Below are 1083 nucleotides of genomic sequence, written 5' to 3' on the forward strand. Positions count from 1 at the left end.
ATTTGTATGGCAGAGGCGGGGGTTATTCTTTTATAAAGTGGGTTTGGCGTTGCGTTATCTTGAGGCTCATATTCGCGCGTATCTTCCCCGTATTGAATATTAAACTGACCATTTGGTACGTCGGTTAATTGTGCTATACCGTCTTCATCTAGCTGGCCTGTGCTTTGTGTTCCATCATCAAATTTAATTGTATAAGGTGCGTTTTTTACAGGGCTGCCATCTTGATAAACATAAAGTAAATCCACTACGCTTGACGTTGTTGCAGCAATACCTGAGTCATTAATGGTTATATCACTAATGCGGCTAATATCGACAGGGCTTGCGGTGCTTGGGCTACTGGCTTTTTGTGGGCTAGTTATGTCGTAATCAACCGGGCCATCAAAGGTTATAAATGTGCCATCGAGTGTGAGTACGTTAGTGGCGGTAATATCAACATTACCTTGGCTGTCGAGTTTTATCTCCCCGCCTGCGTTGTGAATAATTAAATCGCCATTACCTGAGCCCGTAATGCTTATATTATTGTTTGTAAAAACGTAGAGCCATTAGTTCGGAATTTTTCAACTTAGTTGCCACAGTAAGCTTTTACTCTTTAAGCGCAGCGCCTCTTAACCTCTTTGTGAATAATTCACTTAAAATATTTTTTGCACCAAGAGGAAAGAATGAGAAGTAAATGAGGGGCTCAATTTGAAATACAGGCTAAGGTGCTAATATTAAAAGGCTGCAGCGCCTAGCTTTACAACATCCATGTTGTTAATGAGCGGGTTACATTAATACTTAATATGTTTTAACAGCGGATATTAATTCTTCGTCATTATTATCGCGTTCAAAGTTTAAGTTAAATTGGCCTTTACGCGTAATTGTAAAAATAGCGCGTTGCCAATCTTCCACTTCATTTTTAATGGCGTGGTCAAATAACGTTTTAAACAACGCTGTTATATTGTCAGATACAGCAATTGCATGCTGTGTTTCGTCATCTGCTTTAAAGTGAGCTTTGCACTCAATCACATTATTATTATCGCAATCTAAAATAAGCTGTGCTTCAAGCCACTGCTCATCAATTTGCTGATAAAGGTACTGACCTAG

The 1083-nt window shown here is 39.2% G+C and carries 2 protein-coding genes; both read right to left on the minus strand.

Going from position 1 to position 1083, the window contains the following annotated elements:
• On the minus strand, window positions 1-245 hold a 245-nt coding region (locus tag GQR46_RS20760; protein WP_240922936.1), incomplete at its 3' end, for a hypothetical protein.
• A gap of 529 nt (window positions 246-774) precedes the next feature.
• A partial coding sequence (locus GQR46_RS20000) for an immunity protein YezG family protein (RefSeq protein WP_165742282.1) occupies window positions 775-1083 on the minus strand: 309 nt, incomplete at its 5' end.

The organism is Pseudoalteromonas sp. Z1A6 (assembly GCF_011378745.1).
Classification (GTDB): domain Bacteria; phylum Pseudomonadota; class Gammaproteobacteria; order Enterobacterales; family Alteromonadaceae; genus Pseudoalteromonas; species Pseudoalteromonas arctica.